Source organism: Burkholderia sp. RF7-non_BP4, from assembly GCF_001521935.1.
GTDB lineage: Bacteria > Pseudomonadota > Gammaproteobacteria > Burkholderiales > Burkholderiaceae > Burkholderia > Burkholderia diffusa.
This window is the reverse complement of the sequence record NZ_LOTA01000096.1, coordinates 1-24,405: the sequence shown is the minus strand read 5'-3', so window position 1 is coordinate 24,405 and position 24,405 is coordinate 1. Positions and strand designations below refer to the sequence as shown.

18 protein-coding genes and 1 pseudogene are annotated in these 24,405 nt (G+C 63.1%); 7 read left to right on the top strand and 12 right to left on the bottom strand.

The window, feature by feature from the left end:
• From vgrG to tssB, 10 genes are all read right to left on the bottom strand, one after another.
• Positions 1–543 (bottom strand): type VI secretion system tip protein VgrG (gene vgrG / locus WS49_RS32315; protein ID WP_156441489.1); only part of this gene is annotated, 543 nt, incomplete at its 3' end.
• Between the two features lie 19 nt (positions 544–562).
• Positions 563–1,450 carry a type IVB secretion system protein IcmH/DotU gene (gene icmH / locus WS49_RS32310; protein WP_059537500.1) on the bottom strand — a complete coding sequence of 296 codons (888 nt, stop codon included), beginning with the start codon at positions 1,448–1,450 and terminating at the stop codon, positions 563–565.
• Position 1,451: 1 nt separating this feature from the next.
• A complete protein-coding gene (tssK, locus tag WS49_RS32305; RefSeq protein ID WP_059537495.1) occupies positions 1,452–2,789 on the bottom strand; it encodes a type VI secretion system baseplate subunit TssK in 1,338 nt (445 codons plus the stop codon).
• A complete protein-coding gene (gene tssJ, locus WS49_RS32300) occupies positions 2,786–3,853 on the bottom strand; it encodes a type VI secretion system lipoprotein TssJ (protein ID WP_059537492.1) in 1,068 nt (355 codons plus the stop codon). Before tssJ ends, tssK begins: the two co-directional genes overlap by 4 nt.
• On the bottom strand, positions 3,850–5,193 hold the full coding sequence (gene tagH, locus WS49_RS32295; protein WP_059537488.1) for a type VI secretion system-associated FHA domain protein TagH: 1,344 nt from the start codon (positions 5,191–5,193) through the stop codon (positions 3,850–3,852). The genes tssJ and tagH overlap by 4 nt, the downstream gene beginning before the upstream one ends.
• Positions 5,190–6,209 carry a type VI secretion system baseplate subunit TssG gene (tssG, locus tag WS49_RS32290; RefSeq protein ID WP_059537485.1) on the bottom strand — a complete coding sequence of 340 codons (1,020 nt, stop codon included), beginning with the start codon at positions 6,207–6,209 and terminating at the stop codon, positions 5,190–5,192. Before tssG ends, tagH begins: the two co-directional genes overlap by 4 nt.
• On the bottom strand, positions 6,173–7,939 hold the full coding sequence (tssF, locus tag WS49_RS32285) for a type VI secretion system baseplate subunit TssF (protein WP_059537480.1): 1,767 nt from the start codon (positions 7,937–7,939) through the stop codon (positions 6,173–6,175). The genes tssG and tssF overlap by 37 nt, the downstream gene beginning before the upstream one ends.
• A 19-nt stretch (positions 7,940–7,958) precedes the next feature.
• Positions 7,959–8,387, bottom strand: coding sequence for a type VI secretion system baseplate subunit TssE (gene tssE / locus WS49_RS32280; RefSeq protein WP_059537476.1), 429 nt, complete (start codon positions 8,385–8,387; stop codon positions 7,959–7,961).
• Between the two features lie 15 nt (positions 8,388–8,402).
• On the bottom strand, positions 8,403–9,884 hold the full coding sequence (gene tssC, locus WS49_RS32275; protein ID WP_059537472.1) for a type VI secretion system contractile sheath large subunit: 1,482 nt from the start codon (positions 9,882–9,884) through the stop codon (positions 8,403–8,405).
• Between the two features lie 40 nt (positions 9,885–9,924).
• Positions 9,925–10,428 (bottom strand): type VI secretion system contractile sheath small subunit, encoded by a 504-nt coding sequence (gene tssB, locus WS49_RS32270; protein ID WP_059537469.1) that lies wholly within the window; start codon positions 10,426–10,428, stop codon positions 9,925–9,927.
• A gap of 466 nt (positions 10,429–10,894) precedes the next feature.
• On the opposite strand from tssB, the gene tssH reads away from it, so the two are divergent.
• The 7 genes and pseudogenes from tssH to WS49_RS32240 all read left to right on the top strand — a co-directional run bounded on the left by tssH (position 10,895) and on the right by WS49_RS32240 (position 22,413).
• Positions 10,895–13,462 carry a type VI secretion system ATPase TssH gene (tssH, locus tag WS49_RS32265; RefSeq protein ID WP_059537467.1) on the top strand — a complete coding sequence of 856 codons (2,568 nt, stop codon included), beginning with the start codon at positions 10,895–10,897 and terminating at the stop codon, positions 13,460–13,462.
• Positions 13,463–13,474: 12 nt separating this feature from the next.
• Entirely contained in the window at positions 13,475–15,034 is a 1,560-nt protein-coding gene (locus tag WS49_RS32260) for a sigma 54-interacting transcriptional regulator (RefSeq protein ID WP_059537463.1), read from the top strand.
• Entirely contained in the window at positions 15,031–15,741 is a 711-nt protein-coding gene (vasI, locus tag WS49_RS32255; protein WP_082725624.1) for a type VI secretion system-associated protein VasI, read from the top strand. The genes WS49_RS32260 and vasI overlap by 4 nt, the downstream gene beginning before the upstream one ends.
• Positions 15,729–17,168 (top strand): type VI secretion system protein TssA, encoded by a 1,440-nt coding sequence (gene tssA / locus WS49_RS32250; RefSeq protein ID WP_059537460.1) that lies wholly within the window; start codon positions 15,729–15,731, stop codon positions 17,166–17,168. The genes vasI and tssA overlap by 13 nt, the downstream gene beginning before the upstream one ends.
• Positions 17,169–17,183: 15 nt before the next feature.
• On the top strand, positions 17,184–20,945 hold the full coding sequence (gene tssM, locus WS49_RS32245; RefSeq protein ID WP_059537457.1) for a type VI secretion system membrane subunit TssM: 3,762 nt from the start codon (positions 17,184–17,186) through the stop codon (positions 20,943–20,945).
• Between the two features lie 1,050 nt (positions 20,946–21,995).
• Positions 21,996–22,132: pseudogene (locus WS49_RS36610) on the top strand (transposase); the annotation flags it as partial.
• A gap of 26 nt (positions 22,133–22,158) precedes the next feature.
• Positions 22,159–22,413: a hypothetical protein gene (locus tag WS49_RS32240; RefSeq protein ID WP_059537455.1), complete on the top strand. Its 255-nt coding sequence runs from the start codon at positions 22,159–22,161 to the stop codon at positions 22,411–22,413.
• Between the two features lie 362 nt (positions 22,414–22,775).
• On the opposite strand, the gene phaR is transcribed toward WS49_RS32240, so the two are convergent.
• Positions 22,776–23,342, bottom strand: coding sequence for a polyhydroxyalkanoate synthesis repressor PhaR (gene phaR, locus WS49_RS32235; RefSeq protein ID WP_011549704.1), 567 nt, complete (start codon positions 23,340–23,342; stop codon positions 22,776–22,778).
• Between the two features lie 118 nt (positions 23,343–23,460).
• On the bottom strand, positions 23,461–24,201 hold the full coding sequence (locus WS49_RS32230; RefSeq protein WP_059537451.1) for a 3-ketoacyl-ACP reductase: 741 nt from the start codon (positions 24,199–24,201) through the stop codon (positions 23,461–23,463).
• Positions 24,202–24,405: the final 204 nt, after the last annotated feature.

Here is a 24,405-nt window from a genome sequence, read left to right as displayed (position 1 = left end):
ACAGTGAATCAGGCGGTGACTATCAGCCTTGTGCTGGAAGGCATAGAAAAAGCCTTCCTCGCGCAGGATGCGCTCGACAAAGTCGTAGTCGGTGTCGCCAGCCTGCACGCAGTATTCGCGTGCCAGATGCTCGGCGGTAACGCGCTGTTCGTAGTCCAGCGTTTGGTTGTGCGCCTTGAGCACGGCCGTCGCAATCTCGGGCACGCTCAGGGTCTGGAAGATGCGCCAGTCGGAGGATAGCTTCAGGCGCGCCAGGCGCGGCTCGACCACCGCGGAATAGCGGGTCCGTCGAAATCCCGTCTCGCCTTGGGCGAGCGATGAGATGGCGCCGTGCAAATAGCGCACCGGCAACCCGCCCTGCCATATGGTGAGCAAGCCATTACGGTCCAGCACCTGACCAAAGTCGATGGCAGGGTTGGTGCTGGCCAGCTCCACCTGCAAGTGGAAGGTCTCGGACAAGCCTTCGTGCAAAGTGAACTCCACCACTTCGAACGACTCGTCGCCGGCGGTGAAGGTAAAGCGCAGGTCGGATTGCGTGGGCATGGTCGCTCCGTGGCCTGGGTTACGGTTTGAGGATGTGATCCAGCGATTGCAGGACCTGGTCGGTGGTGGCGCCCAGCCTGATCGAGAAGAACAGGTAGGCCCCGACCAGTACGATCAACGCGATGGCCCACGGCGTCCAGAGTGGCATCTGGCGCTTGAGCCGATAGCGGTGCGTGGCAACGGTCGGCGCGTCAGTGAGGCGCTCGGGCGCATCGCCACGCAGCGGCCGCAGGATGCGATGGAGCTTGACGATGATGGTGTTGAGCATGTCCTGCTGGTTGTGCTGCTGGCCGTATTTGCCCTGGAAACCCAAGCAAAGGCAGAGGTATTTGAATTCCAGGACGTGGTGGTATTTCTCCGGCTCCATCTGCATGCGCGCGAGCACGGTGAAGAATTTTTCGCCGCCCCAGGTTTCGTTGTGGTGGTAGCTGAGCAGCGAGCGTTCGCGCCAGAGCGAGCTGTGGCCCCAGGGCGCAGCCATGACAGCTTCGTCGATGAAGGCGCAGAGCGCGTAGCGATAAGCCAGTTGGGTGGCGCCGTCGTAGCCGAGCTGGCGCACTTCCTCGGACAGCGCGGTGATCTGGTCGCGCACGCTGGCATAGAGCCTGGGAATGTCTTCGCAGCGGTCGAGGCGGCGCAGTCGGATGACGAGGCCCAGCAGAGGCTGTGCCGCATCCACTAGAGGGTTGAGACTATGTCCGCGCAGCTGAAATTGCAGATCCTCGTCGTGGTCGATGCGAAACACCGAATCGAAGAGCATGTGTCCCTTGTCTCCGACCGGGGCGACGAGCGGGGTGCGAAGGAAGTCGTCCGACTGCGCGCCAGGCAACTGTCCTGACGGTTGCTGTGCCCGCAGTCGCGGCTCGCGATCAATCCTGTCGTTGCCGATGTCGACGGTAGTGTTCATGTCATTGACTCCGAATGGCCCAGAACTGGAGTTCCAGTTCTGGGAAGTCGCCGGTGATGTGGAAGCCGAAACCGTTGGCGCCCTTCTGCATCAACTTCTGCCAGTTCGGATGCGTGCGATCGAGCTGGAAGTAAGTGAAGCCGGCATGGAACGGCAGGTGGCGCGGCGCCACTGGCAGCGGGCTGAGTGGAATGCCGGGCAGTTGCAGACGGATGAGATCGAGTAGCGTCTGCTGGGAAGCGACCTTGGCCTGTTGCAGGAAAAGGTGGCGCAATTGGTCCAGCGGCATGCGCGCACGCACGGCGAGGATGAATTCCGCGCTTTGCATGAGGCTGAGATCGTTGACCTGGGCGGTGAGCACACCATGGCGCTCCTTGACCAGCGGCAGCGACACGGCGCGCGGTTGCAGCACGGTGCTGAGCACGCGACGCAGGGTTTCCTGCAGCAGGTGGAAGGTGGCCTGCGGGTTGTCGTGCTGGTAGGCCGGAAACTCAGGAGGCACGCGCGCCTCATCGGTGAAGGTGACGAGTTCACCGCAGGCCTGGCCGCATGCAAGGTAGGCGTCGAGCGGATGCACGTCGCTGTCGCGCGCCAGATGCCGGAACAGGTGTTGCCAGCGGTTGAGTGCCTGCAGCAGGTTGAAATCGGTGACATCGGCGACGCCGGCCTGACCGGGCGAACCGATGCGCTCGGCGATGCTCTTGGCGCGCTCGTGCGCCAGCGCGGCGATTTCTTCCATGAAATGCGCGAGCTGGCTGATGGCGCGCAGGTGCAGACCGGTGATATGGAAACTGCTATCCATCAGCAGGCTGCCATCGGGACGCCGGTCGAGAATGCGGCCGATGGCCAGCCCGGTGAAGGCACTGCGGTCGTCCCGTTCCAGCGCCAGTTGCAGGTTGGGTACAGCCATGGTCACGGCGACATGGTTGCCCTGGTGGCTGTGGGTGTCGCGCACGTCTTCGCTGCGCGCTACGTAGCGGGCATTGGCGTAGGTGTCCGGCCAGCGGATTTCGGCCATGCCGTCGGAACGCAGCGGCAGCGTGAGATAGACGGTCTGGTTGGCGGCGGTGGCGTCGGTGATGTCCAGCGGCTCCGGCGGCGGCTGATCGTGCGGGATGTCAAAGGCGGTGCCGTCGGGCAGAATGCCGCGCGCGCGCACGATCGCGATCTTGCCGATGGCGAGGAAGTCCTGGTTCACCACCAGTTCGGCGAAACCGTAGCCGTACTTGCGACCCAACCGGACGTTGACGTAGTGCTCGAGGTAGCGACTGGTTTGTTGGAAATGCTGGGGCTTGACGAAGAGCCCTTCGTTCCAGGCGACGGGATTGCGGGTGGTCATGGGTGCTTGCTCGTTTGGGTGGCCGCCTCGCGGGACAATCCGCGCAACAGCTTCGGACGGGACGACGGTTTGCGCAAAAGGTCTGACGCGCTAGCGGTCGGCTCACGCAACATGTCCCGCGCGCCGCGGGCGGGTTCGCGCGACAGGTCCGGCGCGCGATAGGCCTCGTCGGTAATGGTGACGCGGGTGCCTTGCAGGGTGACCAGCAAGGCGTATTTGCGCCCGCGCGGTTCGAGCCGGAAAACGTCGTACCGGCGGGTCGCATTGACATCGTGGAAGGCAGCTACAACGGCCACGTAGCGGACCTTGTCTTCGATGGGACTGAATTCGATGAACTTGAACTGGCCGGGCGCGAGCGTGTAGTCGTCTGCGGCAATGAAGGTGCTGCCCAGCGCCTTCTTGGGGTTCTGGCCGACGAGGTCGAGGTCGGCGTTCTCCAGCATGCTGTCGTCCTTGAGCTGGAGTACCTGGAAGGCGACGGGTGTGGCGGCGGTGCTGAACGCTGGTGACGCTGGCGTGGGAGCCAGCGCGCTCGCCGCGGCCAAACTGTCGCCCTTGCGGTACTGGCCCAGGTTTGGCGCGACACCGGGCGCGTCCGCCAGCGGCGGACTGCGGCGAAGCTGCCCATCCGGCGGCAAGGGTGGCTTGCCGGTGGGTGTGACGGTGAGGGAATTCGGAAGCGGACGCCCAGTGCCATGCGACGGCAGTGGCACGATACTCTCATCGCCCTGCAAATGGTCCAGCAAGGCGCGCAAGCCGCTAATGAGTTCGCCTTTGGTGGCGCCGTTGAAGCTGACGGAATACGGGCCCTCCCCGACCAGCTTCTCCTCGGTCGGTTCATCGACCACGGCGGAACTGTCGGCAACCGATGCGCTGACCGGGTTGGGATTGACGTCGGCGCTGGCATACAGGCTCAAGGCGATCTGCGTCGGCTGGTCTTCGGGCGCGCCCACCGGGATGGACGGGTCCATCAAGACCCGGCCCGTCTTCTTGAACACGTTGCCCACGGTGCTGCAGCCGGCGAGCAGCATGCCGACGAGCAGAAGCGCGAGGCTTCGCTTCATGGTGCCTCCGCACGCAAGGCCTGGTCGTAGGCTTGATCGAAGACCTCCCAAAACAATTTATCGAAACCCTGCTGACGGCCGGAGATCAGCTCGGCGTAGTAATGCCCATACATCTGCCAGGCCCAGCCGTCGCTGTTCGCCTGGCCGCCCTGCGGCGGTCGGTAACGGGTGAATCGCCGTTGCAACTGCTCCGGGGAGAAAGCTTGCAGCAGTGCGCTGAGACCGGCGGTGATCGCCTGATGGGTGGCCCGCTGCTGCAGCAAGATCTGCTCCAGCGATTCCTCGATCGCCGCCGCGGGCGACAGATGAACGACGCTTCGGTCAGCTGCGAACATCGCGCGCACGGTGTCCGGGTAGCTTTGCCCCAGACGCATGGGATTGTCTTCGATGGGCTGCAAGGTGCGCTGCCGCTGTCCGGGCGCACCGCCGTGCAAAGCGCTCAGACCGCTGATGGCCGCACTGAGGCTGCGACCTGCCTCGTAGAGCAACGCGTAGGCTGTTTGGGCGTCCAGCGCCCCCACTGGTGCGCCAAGCCCTTCGATCAGCGGATTGACCACGCCTGCCGGGTCGTGACCGCTCGCTTGCTGCGCATGCAGCCACTCAAGAGCGGCGGGGTTATGGCTGTCGGGCTCCGACATGATGGTGTCTCCTGATGCATGAATGGGCCTGCCGTAAACGGCTTCCTGCGCCGTGGCGGCAAGGTCCGCCTGGGCCGCCAGCGGCGACAGTCCGTAGTGATGGGGATCGAGCGGAGCGCGCATGGCGGCGCCCGCGCTCCGCTGGGCAGCGAGGTCCAGTGCGTGTAACGGATCGAGCTGGTCTTGCGGCCCCGGCGGCTCGCTCAAGGCCTGGAAAGCGGCCCAGTCAGGATCCTGCGTAACGGGGTGCTGCCCCTCGGACGCTGCGGTGGGCAAGCTATCCAGATAGTCGTCGGGCAACTGCATCAACTCCTCGACGTCGTGTTGGGCCAGCACGCGGGAAGGATCCGGCAACGCGTGCTGCTGCTCGTCCAGGTGCACCGTGAGGCGGTACGGCCCGATGTGCAGGGTGTCCGCGTCGCGCAAGCGCGCGCTGGCGTGGAGGCCCAGGGGACGTGTCTGCTCGTTCAATCGGGTATGGCCGCTGCGATCAATGACGAGATAGCCGCCATCTTCAAAGCGGATTTCGCAGTGTTGAGGCTGCACCCGGCCGGCACGGTCATGCAGCAGCCAGCTGGCTCCCTGCGAGCCGATGGTGCCGCCGGCGGGGTCGAAGCTATAGCGCGGCGCCGTTACTTGCTGCAAGGCTTCCGGATTGGCAACGACCAAGGCCAGGCGGGGCTCCGTGGATACCGTTTTCATGCGCGTACCGTCAGTTGAACGCGCGGCGGCCGGCGCAATGCAGGCTGTTCCAGAAAACTGGTCCACCCCAATTCGGTGCCGAGGTCGCCCGCGAAGTTGAAGGAAGGGATTTCGTTTTCGTGCAACGCCAGTTCCAGGTCGCACGGGGTTTGGTCGCGCAGCAGGAAGGCGACCAACAGGCGCAGGCGCTCGAAGTCCTCGCCATGCGGAAGAAATTCGCGGAACCGCTGCTGGCTGAGGTTGGTGATGACGATGGTGAATTTAGCGTGGCGCGTGCGCACGCTATCGCCCACGCGGAAGCTCTCGCCGAGGTGGCCATTGAAGCAACCGAGCTGGACGCGATCGCCGGGGTCGATGTCGGCATGACGCAGTTCGAAGTCGCGGATCTCGACGTCCTTGAGGTCGAAGCAATGCGCGATCAGACCTGCGACCATCGCGGGCGAACGGCTGCGATGCACCACAGCACCGGCGAAACTGAGCAGCCGACTCCAGGCGATGGGGGTATCGCCACGGATCGAGGTGTTCTCCAGACCGATCAGCGCGAACAAGTGTTGCGAGAGCGGGTCACTGGCGCCGGGACGGAACCGGATGTAGTGCCGGTACTTGCGCCAGGCCTGGTGCAGCAGCGTCAGCAGGCGGTGATGAAAGACGTCGAAGAACGCCGGACGGATACCGATGCCCTGCCCGGCCTCGTAAGCCAGTCGCTCCACGTAGTAGGACGGTAGCGGCGAGTCAGGGCCGTGCATGCCGAAGAACGTGGCCTGCACTTCGTACTGATGCGGTTCGCTGTGCGCCAAGCGCCGTGCCAGCGACACGTCCGAGGCCGGGAAGCCCATGCCGGCATAGTTGCTCAGCTTGATGCGTTGGCGCTCAGGAGCGTCGCTGCCGGGCGCTTCAAGGTCGTCGCCATGTAGTGCATGCAGCCGTTCCAGCAGCAAGAAGAAGTCGTGGTTCCTGGCGCTCTCCAGCAGCTTTTCGGTCAAATCAGAGCTTGGGCTCCGCTGCGCATAGGCCATGCGTAGTTCTCCTGATTTGTGGTGTTGATCGCCTCCAGCACATGGAAGGAGGAAATGCTGCTATACAGCGCGAGAAAGTGGCTCAGCACCGTGCCGAACAGGTAAAGATCGCCTTCGCAGGCAAACCCTGTCTGATCGAGCTTGACCACGCTGCGGATGCCGCGGATCGGCAGTGCCTGGAACATGCGGTCGACGGGCATGGTAGAGACTTCCAACAGCGCATCTAGGCGCCTCTGCGTGGCGCGGCGCCGCTGGATGTCGTGGTGAGCGGCGAAGTCGTACGCTCTGATCACCGCCTTCAACGGCTCGGCCGACAGCAACGATAGGTAGGTAGGCGACAGATTGGAGATGAGCCGCCACTGCAGGTTGCCGTCCAGAACTGGCCGATACGACGGGGTGGGCGCCGTCAGGTTGCGACTGCTGACGAAGGTGGGGACGTCGGAAGTGGGGATGCATACGTCCCCCGCACCCAACGCCAGCGGCAGATCGCGGTTAGTGCAGGTCAGCGACACCGAGACCGTCTCGTTGCGACCGATATACTGGTGCTCGTCACCACGCACGAACGAGACACGATGCTCGACACCAGCGGCGATGAGCGACGGTTCGATTCGGGTGCGGTAGTAGAGCGTGGTGTGCCCGCGCTCGTAGTCGATCTGGTGGCGCAGCGACTCGAAGGGCTGGTAGGTGCGCAGCCATTCGCCAGCCTTGCCGCTGCCCTCTCCTTTCCAGCCGTCGACACTGTCGATGCTGAAGATCTCGTAGGCATCGGTCCGTTGCCCTGCTGGCCTCACGCGATAGTCCATCGCTTTACCCGTCAACCGGACGGGCTCGGCATCGTGTTCGAACAGATTCACGGCCGGCGTGCAGTACAGCGCGAAGTCGCCCGTTCGGATGCGCACGTCCTCGGGCATCGGCCGGTTGAAAATGAATTCCAGGCGGATCTGCCCGGTCTGCTCAGCGGGCCAAACGGAACGTAGCCCGCGGATACCAAAGAAGAAGAACCGGCGCGGGAACAGGAAGTATTCCTGCAAAATGCGGTAGCCATCCAGTGCATTCTTCGGGTATGGCAGCAGCGCCTCATCAGGAGCAAAGCCATGGAACAGCACTTGGCTGACAGGAATGTAGCGCACCTGCCCCGCGACCTCCATGCGGATTTCGCCGAGGTATTTGGCCAGCCACAGGTAAAGTGTCATGGCGGTGTAGTCACTGCCGCTCAGGTAGAAATCGAGCTGATCGCAATCGTATGTGCTGGGCGGGCTTTGACAGAGCGTGGATAGATCCACGCGCACGGTTGACTTTTCCAGCGAGTGCGCATCGCTGACCTCATCGATCCGCAAGGGATAGATGGCCAAGTCCGCACAGGTGCGGAACTCGCAGGGAATGCCGTCTACCTCGCGAGCGCGCATGCGCGTCCCCTTGGGGATCACATGCCGCTCCGTGATGGTGCGATCCATCGGCAGGAACTGCATAACGGTGGCACTGGGCAACGGACGCAAGTAGTTCGGCCACAGCAGCTGCAGCAACGGATGCGTCAACTCCGGGAAGTCGTCATCGATTTTCAGGCGCAGCTTGGCCGTGAGGAAGGCAAAGCCTTCCATCAGCCGTTCCACATCGGGACCGGTGGCTTCCTCCCCCAGGTATCGCGCGAGCTGCGGATTGTTGCGCGAGAATACCTGGCCGAGGCGGCGCATATAGTCCAGCTCTTCGCGGAACTTTCGCTTTAGTGGCATCAACCCTCCTGACTGGGTGCTAGATCACGCGGATCCAGCGCTCCCGGTGCTGGACGAGCAGATCGATCTCCACGTCCGCCTTGTTGTCGTTGACCGGCACCAGACAGTGCAAACGAAAATGCAACGGCCCCATTTGGCCGTGTGCGGTGACGGGATGAACATTCAGCAACTGCACGCGAGGTTCGTAGGCCACTACCGCAGCACGAACGTCCTGGCATATCTGATAGTGCAGGTCCATCTGGCTGGCTGCGGCATCGTTCAGATCCTCAAGGCCGAAGTCAGGGCAGCTTTGCGAGCTGCCCTGGCGGCTATTGAGAATGCGCTCGAGGTGATCCTTGATGGCACCAATGCGCTCCGACGCCAGCGCCTGCCGCGAGCGCATGCGGCGCGGCGGCAGATCTGGATCCAGCCGTTCGAACAGACTGCCCTGGCCGAGGGAGCGCGGCATGCGGCATGCCCTCCGTCATTCCTTGTCGAGCCGACCGACCAGCGACAGGTCGAAGCTCGCGCCCATGTACTTGAAGTGCGGGCGCAAAGACAAAGAAATCTGGTACCAGCCGGGATTGCCCGTCGCGTCCTGCACGACGACCTTGGCGGCACGCAACGGCCGACGGCTGCGCACGTCGGCGGAGGGGCTTTCTTGGTCGGCAATATACTGGCGCAGCCAGTTGTTGAGTTCGCGCTCCAGGTCCTGGCGCTCTTTCCAGCTACCGATTTGTTCGCGCTGCAGCACCTTGATGTAGTGCGCCAGACGGTTGACGATGAACATGTACGGCAGTTGCGTGCCGAGCATGTAGTTGGTCTGCGCGGCCTGGCCTTCCGGCGTGTTCTGGAAGACTTTAGGCTTCTGCACCGAGTTGGCCGAGAAGAAGGCGGCGTTGTCGCTGTCCTTGCGCATGGCGAGCGGAATGAAGCCCTCTGCAGACAGCTCGAACTCCTTTCGATCGGAAATCAGCACTTCGGTCGGAATCTTGGCCTGAAGCTGACCAAGCGATTCATACAGGTGCACCGGCAGGTCATCCACGGTGCCGCCCGATTGCGGACCGATGATGTTCGGACACCAGCGGTACTTTGCAAAGCTGTCCGTGATGCGGTTGGCCATCAGAAATGCCGTATTACCCCACAGGTAGTTGTCGTGCTGGCCGTCGATGGTTTCGCAATAATCAAAGCTGCGAACCGGATTTTCCAGCGGGTCGTACGGCTGACGCAGCAGGAAACGCGGCATGGTCAGACCAAGATAGCGCGCATCTTCCGACTCGCGCAGGCCGCGCCATTTCGCGTGACGCGGGCCCTCGAAAATGTCCTTGACCTCTTTGAGGTTGGGGATGCCCTGGAAGGAGTCCAGGTTAAGCATCTCGGGACCGGCCGCGGCGAGGAACGGTGCGTGCGCCATGGCGCCAACCGAGGCAACGTAGTTGAGCAGTTTGATGTCGGGTGCGGAGGGACCGAATGTGTAATTGCCGACGACGCAGGCAACAGGCTTGCCGCCGAACTGGCCGTAACCCGCGGTGTAGATGAGTTTGTAGAAACCACTGCGAGTGATATCCGCGGCGCTCTCAAAATCTTCCAGCAATTCATCCTTGGTGGCGTGAAGCACTTCGATGAGGACGTTTTCGCGGAAATCAGTGCCGGCCACCAGCCGGTGGAGTCCGCGCCAAGCTGATTCCAGCTCCTGCAGCGCAGGCTGATGGAGGATGACGTCGATCTGCTTGCCAAGCTTGGCGTCGATCTGGGAAATCATCTGGTCGACCAGCTGCTTGTTGACCGGCTGTTCGCGTGCATCGGTCTTGAGCATCTCGGCAATGAATGCAGCCACGCCGCGCTCGGCGACCGCATAGCCCTCCTGAGCTGGCTGCAGGCGCGTCTGCGCCATGATCTGAGCCAGCAGGCCCTCTTGCGGCAGCGCGTCTCGCTTTTGGCCAGCGGCGGTTTGTGCTTGTGTCATTGTTATGTCCTTTGCAAACGGGAATAGGAACAGCGCGGCATCAGGCCTTGCAGGGTTCCAGCAACTGATCCAATTCCTTGGCCAGCTTGCCGCGTGAGGCTTCATCTCCGAGCAAAGCCTGCAGCTGCTTACGGAAGGCCGGGATATTGCCCATCGGCCCCTTGAGCGCCACCAGCGCCTCGCGCAGCTCGAGCAACTTGCGCAGTTCCGGCACACGGCGGGCGATGGCATCGGGACTGAAGTCCTCGATGGCGTCGAACTTCAGGTGGACCGGCAAGGTGTCGTGCTCACCACCCTCATCCAGTACGGCCGGCACATCCATCATCAGCCCCAGGCCGAACTCGGACATCACACTATTGAAGTTGTCCTTGTTAATGTTGACGGCGACACGATCTTCGAGTGCGACCTCGTCCTCGCGCCCTTTGAAGTCGCCCGTCACCAACAATTTCAACGGTAGTTCGACTTCCTCTTGTTCACCGCCCGTTGCTGGAACGTAGCGAATGTTGATGCGCTCCTTGGGTGCGACCGATCCCTGCTTTGCCATGAGCCACTCCTATTCGAATTGAAGTCTTTGCAGCGCGAATTTCGATAAACCCAACGCATTACGCGCCAAGGTGCTTGCAGTGCAAGCGAAGGCATGCCGGCCGGGGCTAAACCCCTCTCAACAACCATCTACGGCACCCCACATAACCGTTTCCGCCCGCAAACGACGAGCCTAAACGTTAACGGCTGCCCATGAAATGAGATTTGTCTGATTTTTATATCGAAATATCTCGTGTTTGATCGATTTTTGAATTAAATAAAATTCCATAAATTTAATTTAAGACGAATCCCATGGACGAGCAAGCTGTTGCCATGGTTTCATCGAGCGCTCGAATTGTGCCAATGACGAACATCGCGAGGGCGTCCTCATCTCCAAATCACCAAACCAAAATATTCGTTTGCACTATTAGTGATGTCGGGTCGATTTTTCTAAGAAAAACCTTTCCTGAAAAAGGGAGCTTGATTACATGATTTCGGTGGATCTCCCGGCGCTCTTCGAGCGCCTAAATGCGTTGTGTCGGCATGCCTTGGAAGAAGCGGGGAGCCTCTGCATTGGGCAGCGCGGCGCCGAAGTCACGGTGCCCCACCTGCTGTTCAAGCTGCTCGATCAGCCTCAATGCGATGTGCGTATCGTGCTGCGTGTCGCGGGGATTGAGGTCGACACCGCGCGACACGCACTGTCCACGGCATTTCCTGACGGGTGCAGCGGGCACAGTCAATACCCGTCCTTCTCCCCGTTACTGGCGGAGCTGTTGCAGGAGGCATGGCTGCTCAGCTCGGTCGAGCTGGGACAAGCGGAGATCCGTAGCGGGGCCTTGCTGCTCGCCGCGCTACTCAATCCTGGGCGCTACCTGCCGCTGGCCGCGATACGCCTGCTGGATGGCGTAAGCCGGGAACCGCTACGCAAGCGCTTTGGCGAACTGTTGGCCGAATCGACGGAGGCTGCCGATACGGTATCCGCCGACCACCGCCCTGCTGCCGTCGGCGGCGACGGCAGCGCACTGGCCCGATTCGGCCACGACTTCACCGCGCAGGCTCGCGAGGGGCGGATCGACCCCGTGCTGTGCCGCGATGCCGAGATCGATCTGATGGTCGACATCCTGTCACGTCGCCGCAAGAACAACCCCATCGTGGTAGGCGATGCCGGTGTGGGCAAGAGCGCGGTGGTCGAAGGGTTGGCATTACGCATCGTGCAGGCGCGCGTACCCGAGCCGTTGCGCGACGTTCACCTCTGGGGGCTGGATCTGGGCACCCTGCAAGCCGGTGCGTCGGTCAAGGGCGAGTTCGAGAAACGTCTAAAGGCCGTGATCGACGAAGTGAAAACCTCACCACAGCCGATCATCCTGTTCATCGACGAGGCGCATACGCTGATCGGCGCCGGCAACACCGCCGGCGGCAGCGATGCAGCCAACCTGCTCAAGCCCGCGCTGGCGCGCGGCGAGCTGCGGACCATCGCCGCCACTACTTGGTCCGAGTACAAGAAATATTTCGAGAAAGACCCTGCGCTGGCGCGAAGGTTCCAGCTCGTGAAATTGGACGAACCCAGCCCGGAGGCTGCCGTGCATATTCTGCGCGGCCTGCGCCCCCTCTACGAGCAAGCACACAAGGTCTATATCGGGGACGATGCCCTGCAAGCCGCCGCTGCGTTGTCGGCGCGCTACCTGTCCGGTCGACAGTTGCCGGACAAGGCAATTGATGTGCTCGATACCGCGTGTGCACGCGTCGCCACAGCACTAGCCGAGCCACCGCGCCGCCTGACCGCGCTGGAAAACGAACTTCGGCAGATCGACACCGAGTCCGAACACTTGGCTCGTGACGCCCGGTCTGGCCGCGTGCCGTCGACGAAACGGCTGGACAACCTGCGCGATGCGCGACAGCAGGTGGAGGCGCGCATCACGGAGCTGCGCCAGGCTTGGGAACAACAGAAGGCCGCGGTCGATATGATCGTGTCCCTGCGCAGTCAGGAGGATAACGACGGCACCGCACAGCTGCTGTCGGGCTGGGTAACCCGTCTGGATGAACTGCAACGCGATGGCGCGCTGCTGCATGCCGACGTGGGCGCCGAGCAGATTGCCCAGGTCATCGCAGACTGGACCGGCATACCAGCCACCACCATCAACAGCGATCAATTGACGCGTCTGGAACAATTGCCGTCCACCTTGCGTGTGCGCGTCAAAGGACAGGACGCGGCGCTTGAAACGTTGCACCGCCGCTTGCTCACGGCGGCGGCCGACCTGCGTCGGCCGGGCACACCAATGGGCGCGTTCCTGCTGGTCGGACCCAGCGGCGTGGGCAAGACCGAGACTGCATTGGCGGTGGCTGATGCGCTATTCGGCGGCGAGCGCTTCCTGACCACGATCAACATGTCCGAGTATCAGGAGAAACACACCGTATCACGCCTGCTGGGCGCGCCGCCTGGCTACGTGGGCTATGGCGAAGGCGGCGTGCTCACCGAGGCCATCCGCAAACAGCCTTATTCGGTCGTGCTGCTCGATGAGGTGGAAAAGGCTCACCCGGAAGTGCTGAACGTGTTCTACCAAGCCTTCGACAAGGGCGAGCTGGCCGATGGTGAAGGTCGCCGCATCGACTGCCAAAACATTCTGTTCTTCCTGACTTCCAACCTCGGCTTCGATCATGATGATCCGTCGCTGTCCGATCTCGACGTCGAAAGCCTGCGGCAGCAGTTGATGCGTTTCTTCAAGCCCGCCCTGCTGGCGCGCATGCAGCTCGTGCCGTATCGATACCTCGATGAGGTGGTGTTGGGCGACATCGTGGACAGCCGCTTGCAGCGTCTGCAGCGGCAATTCGCGGAGCGCTACAACGCCTCTCTGGACGTGAACGACAGCGCACGTGCCGAGTTGCGTTCGCGCTGCACACGGCACGCCAACGGGGCGCGCATGCTCGATGCAAGCATCGATGGCGAACTGCTGCCTCCGTTATCGCTCGCTGTCCTGCAGCAACAGGCCAAGGGGGCGCCTTTCCACCGCGCGGACCTGCGCTGGCAGGACGGCGCCTTTCTGGCCACGCTGCACTGATTGGAACATGGCATGGACACCGTGAGCGTTGCCCTGCTCGCGCGCGAACTATCGCAGGCGGACACCATGGCCTCGCTGGCAGGTGTCTGGCTGCGCGCCGCCTGCGATGGCACGCGTATCGAACAGGCGCTCTGCTACTGGCATGAGCGCGCCGGCGATCGGCTGGTACCGATTGCCCACGCCCATGTGGCGGGTGCCGACGCACTTTCTCCCATCTCGCTGGGTGAACTGGACAATCCACTGGTGTACTGCCTGCGCAGCGCCAAACCATGCCATGTCGCGCGGATGGGATCGCTGATCAACGTTGGTACCGGCTTCGACGCTCTGCGCGAGCACCTCGTCCCCGGCGCCACGTTGCTTGTGCTGCCGATTCAAGGCGCGCAGCAGGAGGTGGTCGGTGTGTTCGTGTTGATCGGTGGCGACGCGGCTCTGCGCGCTTGGCAAGCCGATCGGACCTGGCAGGAACTGGCCACCTTGCATCATGTGCTGATGGCACGCCTGCAGGCCTCGTCCGATACCTGCGGCACGAAGAAGCAGCCACGGGGCGGGGACGGCCAAGAACAGGCACGAGCCGCCCGCTTGCTGGCTGCCGGCTTCGTCGGTGTGGGTCCGACCACTCGTCGGCTGCGCGCCGACATGCTGCGCCTGGCAGATTCTTCGCTATCCTTACTGATAACCGGGGAAACCGGCTCGGGCAAGGATCATGCGGCCTGGCTGATTCACCAAGCCTCATCCCGCCAAGGCAAGTTCGTACCGGTGAACTGTGCGGCAATCCCAAAAGACCTGATCGAAGCCGAGTTGTTTGGCGCGGTACGCGGCGCCTATACCGGCGCCACTCAGGCACGCACGGGGCTGGTGGCCGAGGCGGATGGTGGCACGCTGTTCCTCGACGAAATCGGCGATATGCCGCTGGAACTGCAAGGCACGCTGCTGCGCCTGCTGAACGAGAAGACCTATCGACCGATAGGCGCAACGCGCGAGCAGGCGTCCGACTTCCGCCTGATCTGCGCCACCCACCGCCCCTTGCCCGAACTCGTGCGCGACGGCGCCTTCCGCGAGGACCTGTATTTCCGAATCCGCCAGCGCGTACTGCGCATTCCGCCACTGCGCGAACGCACGGAAGACATTCCGGCGCTGGTCGCGCACGTGCTGCTGCAACACAACCGCGAATGCCAAGGCAACATCGCCGGCATTTCCGCAAGGGCGCTGGCACGCCTGCAAGCGCATAACTTTCCCGGCAACGTGCGCGAGCTGCGCAGCGTGGTGCTTGCCGCAGCCGAGCGCACCGCGCCCGGCAAGCACATCCGCGGCGACCTGCTGGCCGACCTGGAAGAAGAAATGCTGGCACCGAGCGAGCCGCCGTCGCCGACGGCATCGGCACTGCAACAGCTCCTGCACACCGACAACTTGCCGGAAGCCTTGCTGAGCTTCGAGCGCCTCGTTGTCGGCGAACGGCTGCGCCGGGTCGAGGGGTCGCGGCGCGAGGCGGCGCTCAGCCTCGGCATACCCAAACGCACGCTGGCACGTAAATGCCTGGAGTGGAATTTGAATGGAGAGGATCGCTCATCATGAAATCGATCAGCCTGACATTGCTGACTGCAATAGCACTGGCCGGTTGCGACGGAAAGCACCCCGCCGTCGCCGCCAGCAACGATTGCACCACCATCGTGTCGCCGCGGGAACGGCTGGCCTGCTTCGACGCCAAGGCGGGCACCGCGCCACCGCCCCCCTCACCGCAGGCCTCGCTCCAAGCCAAGGCACCCGCAGCGCCGCCGACGCCTGCCACCACGCCAGACAGCGCGATGCGGCCGAACATCGCTGCCCTAGTCCAGGCCAACGAGGCCAAGCGCCGCGCCGACGACACCGGTTTACTGTTGATGCGCGCACAGGAAAGGCTTCACGGCCAGGATGAGGTGGTCATATCGGCACCGGCACTGGGAGGCCCGACACCAGCCCCCACCCTCGCGATCAGTTGCCTTCAGAACATCTCGCGCCTGCAACTGCTGACTGCCGAAGCACTGCCCTTCAACCGCGCCAATCTGCGCCTGCTGCTGGACGGCCGCCCCGTGTCGGCCAGCCAGCCGTGGCAGGTTCTTGATGATGGTACGGTCACCGACGCGGGACGCGGCCTGGTGGCGATCGAGCAGTTGCGCCATCTGGCCCGGCCGGCGCAGCGCCTGCAGATCGAGAGCGACCAGGCCCCCTTCGACGGACTTGTCTTCGACGTCTCCCGGCTCCATGAGCAACTGGTCCAGCAGCGTGAGGCATGTCACTGGTGAAACTGCCCGCCCCGCTGGACCTCGATACCTTGCTGGCGCCGTTCGATCCGCGCCAGCCTGCCGGCGTGTTCGACGAGGAAGACGATGCTTACCAAGGCATCGACCACGAAATGGTCAAGCTCGGCAGCTTGCAGGAGGCGACCATCGATTGGCCCTACGTCGACGAAGCCGCGCGGCATTACCTATGCAGCCAGTGCAAGCACTTGCGCATCGCCGGGCATCTACTGACTGCTCGCGCACGCACACGCAGCTGGCGCGGCTGGGCCGAGGCCACCGGCGTACTCGCTGGCATGGTCGAACGCTACTGGGAAACCAGTTACCCGAAACCAGGTGCCAGCGGCTACCTGGCCAAGCGACGGTTGGTGGGGCAATTGCTGGAGCGGCTGTCCGACAGCCTGGCCGCGTTGGGAAACACCGGCTACGGCGAAGAGTTCTACAAGGCCGGCCAGGCCGCACTCGATAGCCTGCAACGCAGCGCCGAGAACGCTCAACTCGACGTGCCCACGCTCACTAGGCTGGAGGCCTTGCTGTGGCAAAAAGCTGAATCGTTGCGCGCGCCGGAGCTGGCTGATGCCAAACAGCTCGACACGCCCGCGCGCGGCGAGGCACTATCGGACTCCTTCTTCACGCCGGTCCTGCCCTCGCCCGGCAACGAGCGCGAGGGCCGCAAGTCGCTGCTGGCCGCGGCGGAAATCATCAACCAGCAAGACCCCTACGACCCTACCGGTTACCTACTGCGGCGGTTTGCCCTATGGGCGCACCTGACCAACGCGCCGTCGGCACGCAAACGCCACCAGACCGAACTGATGGCCGTGCCCGCCGACGTCGCCGAAGGGTATGCGGAAGCGCTCAGCGCCAACGCTGTCGACCCGGCGCTGTTGCAACGTGTAGAACGCAGCGTCACCACCTCGCCGTATTGGCTGCGCGGCAGCTACCTGGCCGCTGGCATCGCGCGACGGCTGGAGATGCCGCTGGTAGCCGAGGCCATCCGTCAGTCGACCGAACGCTTCGTCACACGACTTCCTGCTCTGGGCAAACTGGAGTTCGCCGATGGGCGTCCGTTCGTGGACGGAGAAACGCAGGCCTGGATCAGTGGCGCGCACGCGGGCGGAACCACGGCCGTCGCCGCCCGTGACTACGCCGGCGTGCGCGACGAACTGCATGGCCTGCTCGAAGCGCAAGGCGTCGAGTCGGTGCTTCGCCGGCTAGAAGCGATTCAACAGGAAGCGGTCGACCTGCGGCACCGCTGCCATGTCATGACCATCGCCGCCGAACTGCTGCAGCCGCGCGGGCTCACCTGGCTGGCCGATGGTCTGTTCGTCCGTGCGTACCAGTCTATGCAAAACGCCTCGGCGCCCGAGTGGGAGCCCGACCTCTTCAGCCTTCTCGAGCGACAACAGTCGGATGCCTCGGGGCACAAGGATTAAACAGGGAGCATCGTCATGTGGAATATCTGGTCAAAACTGCAACGTTACGGCCAACTCATCGTGCGCTGGGGGCGGCAAGGTGCGCCTCTGCTGCAACTGCTGCTACTGGCGCTCGCGCTCGCTGCGGTCTGGTGGCTGGGGCCCAAGTGGAGTTGGGGCGAACATCGCCCCCTTGCCAGCTTGACTGCCCGGGTACTGGCAACGGTCGTTCTGCTGGTGGTGCCGCTGTTGCTATGGGCGCTGCGCCTGCGCAAGCGCGCCATGCACCTGGAGGCCGAGCAGCAGCATATGGAAGAGCAACAGACCGACCCGTGTCTGCGCTACGTAGAAGCGCAGGAGCGCGACCTCGATCGCAGCCTCGCCACGCTCCAAGCCAACCTCAAGGGACGACAGACGCTGTACCAGTTGCCCTGGTATCTGGTGCTGGGCCAAGAGAACTCCGGCAAGACCAGCTTCGTCAACCGCTCCGGCCAAAGCTTCTCGCTCACCGGGGAAATAAAGGCCGGCAGCCGGCGGCTGCAAGAGGACCCGGACAAGCTCTACGCCATTGACTGGTGGACGGGCGATCAGGCCATTCTCATCGACCCGCCGGGCGAGTTGATAAGCCAGCCACGAATCGCCCAGTTCGGCGTGTCCGACGACGCCGAAGACGAAGGCATGCCCACCGCGATCGCGCCCGCGTTACCCACGCGGCTGGCCAACCACGGCGTACTGCCGGAAGACATCCACGCGCGGCTGTGGGACAGCTTCGTCGGCTGGCTCGGCCGCAACCGCAGTCGCCGGCCGCTCAACGGCGTGGTGCTGATGGTCAGTCTGGAAACCTTGGCGCACCAAGCGCCGAGCGACCGAAAAGCGCTCGCTGCGGTGCTGCGCGCGCGCCTGGCCGAACTCAGCCGACAGCTCGGCACACGGCCACCGCTGTACGTGGTGCTCAGCAAATTCGACCTACTGGAAGGTTTCGAAACACTATTCGCGCGAGTGCCCAAGTCCGTGCGCGAGGACCTCTTCGGCTTCAGCTTCACGCTGGATGCGATTCAGCGCTACGACGCCTGGTTGGACGAGCTGGGCATGCACTATGACGCCTTCCTCGACCGTCTGAACGAGCAGGTCTTCGACAGCCTGGCCGATGTGCCCGACGTGGCGCAGCGCGAAGCGCTGTACTCGCTGACCCGACAGCTCAGCGGCCTGCGGCCCTTGCTGCTTGGCTTCCTTGCCGACGTGCTGGGCAGTGATCGCTACATCACTCCGGCGCTGCCGCGCGGCGTGTTCTTCTCCTCGGTCTACCAGCAAGGCGTGCTCAACAACGCCTTCCTCACCACCGCTTCGCAGACCTATGCGTTGCGTGGGCCGGTCAACTACATGCAACCCAGCGGGCGCTCCCTGGTTTACTTTGCGCAGCACCTGTTCCAGCGCGTCATCTACCCCGAGTCCGGTCTGGCCGGCGACAACCCCAAGGTCATCGCCGAAAAGAAACGTGCGCTGGCGCTGCGCTTCGGCGTAGCCTCGCTGGGCAGCGCGCTCGTGATCGGCGCGTGGTACCACTACTACGCACTGAATCGCGACAAAGCCCTGAACGTGCTCGAGCGTAGCCGCGCGTTCAACACCCATGCCATTGACGGCACACTCGACCCTACTGGCCGTAATCTGCTGCAGCCACTGGATCAGATCGGCAGCGTGGTTGCCGTCTACGGCAACTACCGCGACGCTTGGCCGGTCGTGGCCGACCTCGGCCTGTACCAGGGCCGCACCATCGGCCCCAAGGTAGACCAGGCCTACCTCACCTTGCTGTCGCAGCGTTTCCTGCCGGCACTCGCCAGCGGCGTGATGACCGAGCTGGATCGCGCCGGCGCCGACAGCGATACACGACTGGCCGCGCTGCGCGTCTACCGCATGATCGAGGACCGCCCCAACCGCCGCGCACCCGTGGTCGAAAACTGGATGGCCGCGCACTGGCAAACTGCCTTCCCTGGCGAGGACCGCACGCAGCGCGCACTGATGCGCCATCTGGACTACGCCATGAAGTACGCCGACACGCGCCTGCCGCAATACCAGGAGCGTGTCGCAGCCGCGCAGCGCGAACTGCGCACCATCCCGCTTCCACAGCGCGTCTACATGACCCTGCGCCGTCAGGCCGGCACCGCGCTTCGCGCGCCGCTGGATCTGCGCAACGAGATCGGCCCGGCCTACGACATCGTTTACGAACCCGAAGCCAGCACGGGCGGCGAGCAAGAGAGACCGCTCGCCAACGGCCGCATTGATGCCCTGCTCACCGCCAAGGGCTACCGCGGCTACTTCGCCCCGCACAGCCAGGACATGACCGAGCTGGCCATGATCGACCAGTGGGCCCTCGGCGAGCGACGCAACGTCGACTACTCCGAGGCCGACAAGCATGCCCTGGCGGATCGTATCCGTGCCCTCTACAGCCGCGACTACGTCGACACCTGGCAACGCAATCTCAACCAGATTGCCGTGCGCGACTTCCACGACATCGGCCAGGCCGTCACCATCCTGGGCAGCGTCACCAGCCCGGCCGCTCCGCTGCGGCGCCTGATCGAAACCGTGCGCGACAACAGCGAACTCGGCAACCCGCCCGCCGCCATGGCCAACTCCGGCGCCAACGCCTCGCAAACCAACGCCGCCGCGCTGGCCGACAAGGTGGGCACGCTTACCGAGTCCGTAGCCTCGCCGCTGCCGGTCATCACCATCGCCCGCGCCTTCTCGCCGATCAGCCAGTTGCTCGAAGCCAAGGGCGAGCGCCCCCCCTACTTCGACGAAACCATGCAGGCCATCGGCGCCGTGCAGGACAAAGTGCGCGCCGTGCATGACAGCCCGGACCGTGGCAAAGCTGCGCTCAACGTTACGCTCGAACGATTCGGTCAGAAAGGTCCTGATCCCATCGCCAATCTGCAACGCATCGCCGGTGGCCTGCCCGAGCCGTTGAATCATCAGGTCGGCAAGCTGGCCGACGAGTCCTCGCGCATCATCCTCGTCGAAGCCTTGCGCGAGCTGGAAAAGCGCTGGGATGCCGACGTGTACCACTTCTACCGCGAGCGCCTCGCTAACCGCTACCCGTTCAATCCGGCCAGCCGCGAAGAGGTGTCGCTCGACGACTTCGCCGCGTTCTTCGGGCCGCAGGGACGGCTACAGCAGTTCCGTGACAAGTACCTGAACCTGTTTATCGAGGACAACCTCGACGCACTGTATTCCGAACGCCTAGGCGGCTATCTAGTACGCAACGACGTGCTCACCGAGCTCGAGGCCGCAGAGCGGATCCGCGATGCATTCTTCAACAGCCGCGGACAACTCGGCGTGCAGTTCTTCGTCGAACCTCTGGGTCTGGCCGCCAACAAGCGCAGTAGCACCCTCAGCGTCGAAGGCCAGTTGATCACCTATAACCACGGCCCCACCACCAGCACGGCCGTGATCTGGCCCAACACCTTAGCGCCCAGCAACGAAAGCCGCATGACTCTGGTCCATGCCGGCGGCAGCAGCAGCGGACTCATTTATCGCGGTCCGTGGTCGCTTTACCGCCTGCTCAGCCAGGCCCGCCTCAACGGCGCCACCGCTACCAGCGTCGACGTCAGCTTCGCCGCTGCCGATGGCGGCATGCGCTACCGTATCAGCACCGAAAAGGCCAACAACCCCTTCACTCAGCCTCTGTTCAAGGGCTTCGCGCTGCCGCGCACCCTATTGCACGACGAACGGCGTGCGGATGCGTCAACGAGTGGACAAGGCAAGGTACCGGTAAAACAAAGCGAGCGTCGAAACGGCGTCTGATCACACGCGGGCCGCGCAGCGGCCCTTCCTGGACACAAGAGAAAACACGAACGTCGGCACATACGACTGTCCCGTCATGACAAAGACATCGCACCCCTGGGGCTAATCGACTGACTGCTCGGCAAACGCCGTACCGCACCTACCCTTTTCATCCCCGAGCCGTTGCTTGGTTACGCCGCCGGAGCCCTCGTTATCCCCCGTCTGGCTGAGCATGGCGTTTGTCCTCGACGCGACTATCAGAAACCACTCCAAAATATGTTCAAGCAACTCAGGGCTTTCGTACGCATAGGCGCAGCTATCTGGTTACTCGTGCCGCCGCTTATCAGTTTTCCATTGACCTTCGTTCAGGCCACGGCATTCTACGACTGGTGAGCGGGCGAGTTCTTTGAACTTCCACAGAACTCGTTCCTGTTTTATGGCCTGGCTGCCTTCGTTCTGTACTACGGAGCCTACGGAGCAGGTTATGCGCTCTTTATTCGTCGCGAACTGATCCCAGGACCGATCGAACGCTCCGTCTACCTTGCCTTGGTGGTACTTTCGGCGTGGCCACAGAGCCAAGTGCATCGGGAAGCCGTCGATCGTTGCCACGCGATACGCCAAGGACGATACGTTGCCGCGCTGATGCGCAGCCGCTATATAGTCAGGCCCGGGCTGGTATGGATGAGAACGAGAACGGGCTTGGCGTCTGTGTGTTGGCTGAGTGTTGGGTTAGCGTGTCGGCGATGATCTGCGTCTTCCTCCAACCGATCGGAGCAGTCGCAGTGCCACGCCAGAAAGTGAACATGTCGGAATCAGGCGGCATGGGGCCACCCGAATAGCTCCTCGATCGGAGCAAGAAACTCTACTTCCGACATAGTGAGATGCAGGCCAATCACCTCTTTCACGAAAGCTTCGAATTTCCACCAGCACTTCGTAGAGCCATTCGACTGCCCGCTGGAGCAGTTGAGCATCTGCCGCGTTCAACAAACTCAGAATGAGCGACTCCCAGCAAATAGTGCCATCATGTTGAGGGAGTTTTCGGCGGACTTTTCGATGAAAGGTAGCCGTACGATGAAGCGCCAGCACCTCAGCGCCGAGCAGATTGCGGCGGTATTGAAACAGGTCAAAACAGGGATACGGGTGCCGGCCCTGATTCGTCACGTAGGCATTTCGGAACAAACCTTAATCTCTGGAAGAGGGTCTACGCTCTCTTCACTTACCCAACAGGCTTCGCATGACCACCCATATCACGATCGAATTCACCGAGCACGCCGCCGAGACCATCGGCGAGCAGACCAGCACCAGCTTTTCCTATGACCAGGGCGCCCACGTGCCGCAGCCGGGCGACTTCGTCGAACTCGAAAATTCGCGGCAGACGTTTCTTGTGATCGGCCGGGTGTTTTCGCTGAAGGCGAACTACTGCGCGGTGAAGCTCGTGCTCGACCTTCCTCCCGCGGACGATCACCAGGATTTCGATCCGGCACTTTGAGCCAAGCCGGCGAACGCGCAGGCTTTGCCGCTGCGCGTTGTGACGCGGCCCGACGCAATGGCGATCGGCCGCACTGGCACAAACGCACGCCGTGCGGCGCGACACGCCCGGGTGTCGAGTTGCTGATGACTCTCTGGAATTAGATAAAAGCGACCGGACCACTATCGCACCGCCCCCCACGCGAGGGCACAGGCATTCGGTGCCGACGATCAGGAACGACCGTCGGCAACATCTTGCGCCGGCGACCAGCAGCCATCGTCGTGCCCGAGCACACGATCGGCCGCATCGCACCGCCGCGCGTCGCGGCGCCAAGCCAAGCGGCGGGCGGCGGGTGCCGCCGCGCCCGGCCTGCCGCGCAAGCGTTACTTCTTCTCCGGCTCCGGCGCGCCCGGTTGCTTGAACGGGAACGTGCTGAACATCGACTTCGCCTGGTTCTGCATCTGCTCCTGCATCTGCACGAACATGTTCTTCGACTGCTCGATGTAGCTCGTCATCATCCCTTGCATCATCGGCGCCTGCATGTTCATGAACTGCGACCAGACTTCCGGATTCATCGCGTTACCTTCGTAAAGGTTCTTCGATTGATCCGCGAGCTTGTTCTGGATGTCGATGAACGCCTGGATGTTCTTTTCCAGGTACGTGCCCATCATGCCCTGCATCGCATGACCGTAGAAACGGATGATCTGCGACAGCATCGACGACGAGAACATCGGCACGCCGCCGCTCTCTTCCTCGAGGATGATCTGCAGCAGGATGCTGCGCGTCAGGTCTTCGTTGGATTTCGCGTCGACGACCTTGAAGTCCTCCTGTTCCAGCACGAGCTGCTTGACGTCGGTCAGCGTGATGTACGTGCTCGTCTCGGTATCGTAGAGCCGGCGGTTCGGGTACTTCTTGATGAGCCGCTCGGCCGTTTTCTTTGTAGTAGTCATGTAACGCCTTTGGGTGCAGCGTAGCGCAAGTGACAAATCCCCGCCTCCCGGATCCGGGAGGCGGGGGCCTTCGGAAACGCCGGGCCGCGCGGCCGAAGCGGCCCGCGCAGCCGGACGTTCAGCCCATATGCAGGCCGCCGTTCAGCGAGAAGTCGGCGCCCGTCGCGAAGCCGGAGTCGTTCGACGCGAGCCACGCGACGATCGAACCGATTTCTTCCGGCGCGCCGAGACGACGCACCGGGATCGTCGCGACGATCTTCTCGAGCACGTCCGGACGAATCGCCTTCACCATGTCGGTGCCGATGTAGCCGGGCGACACGGTGTTGACCGTCACGCCCTTCGTTGCGACTTCCTGCGCGAGCGACATCGTGAAACCGTGGATGCCGGCTTTCGCGGTCGAGTAGTTCGTCTGGCCGAATTGCCCCTTCTGGCCGTTCACCGACGAAATGTTGATGATCCGGCCCCAGCCGCGCTCGACCATCCCGTCGATCACCTGCTTCGTCACGTTGAACAGGCTCGTCAGGTTGGTGTCGATTACGGCCGTCCAGTCTTCATGCGTCATCTTGCGGAACACGACGTCGCGCGTGATGCCCGCGTTGTTGACCAGCACGTCGATCTCGCCGACTTCGGCCTTGACCTTGTCGAACGCTGCCTTGGTCGAGTCCCAGTCGCCCACGTTGCCTTCCGACGCGATGAAATCGTAGCCGAGCGCCTTCTGGTCCTCGAGCCATTTCACCCGGCGCGGCGAGTTCGGGCCGCAACCCGCGACCACCTTGAAGCCGTCTTTCGACAGACGCTGGCAGATGCTGGTGCCGATGCCGCCCATCCCGCCCGTTACGTACGCAATTCGCTGAGACATAAATCTCACTCCATTTTTTGGTTTCGAGAGCCGCCGGAGGCCCCCTCTGACTTCACGTAACGCCGGCCGAAGCCGCAATCGGCCGGCGCCCGGATTGGTTTGGCCGTGACGGACGACCGGTTACGGACGTTCGACCGCAAGCGCGACGCCCATCCCGCCGCCGATGCACAGCGACGCCAGCCCGCGCTTCGCATCGCGCTTGAC